Origin of the sequence: Marinifilum sp. D737, from assembly GCF_026672275.1 — a bacterium.
Lineage (GTDB): Bacteria > Bacteroidota > Bacteroidia > Bacteroidales > Marinifilaceae > Marinifilum.
Window position 1 is genome coordinate 1 of the sequence record NZ_JANQCD010000115.1, and the last position, 386, is coordinate 386.

At 43.0% G+C, this 386-nt stretch carries 2 tRNA genes; both read left to right on the top strand.

The features are described 5' to 3' along the window. Nucleotides 1-19 precede the first annotated feature (19 nt). Nucleotides 20-93, top strand: a tRNA-Arg gene (locus NQ163_RS20670). A 201-nt stretch (nt 94-294) separates the two neighbouring features. Next, a tRNA-Arg gene (locus NQ163_RS20675) sits at nt 295-368 on the top strand. Nucleotides 369-386: the final 18 nt, after the last annotated feature.

Consider the following 386-nt stretch of genomic DNA (forward strand, 5'->3'; position numbering starts at 1 on the left):
CAGCGCCTTTAAGGAAAACGGACGCGTAGCATAACTGGATAGTGCACCACATTACGGCTGTGGAGGTTGGGGGTTCGACTCCCTCCGTGTTCACTTTAAAAGTCTTTCCTGGAGCAAAGGGGCTTCCACCCTTCCAGGTTAAGAAATCGTTACCCTTCATCCGGTAACGATTTTTAAATCTTTCTTTCTGAAAGAAGTCATCTTAGAAATGTTGATGACAAAAAAAATGCAATTTCATTTGCATAAATAATTTTTAAACTGCTATATTTGCAGCCTCTTTTTTAAGAGACCAACGGACGCGTAGCATAACTGGATAGTGCACCACATTACGGCTGTGGAGGTTGGGGGTTCGACTCCCTCCGTGTTCACTCTAAAAATCTTTCTTG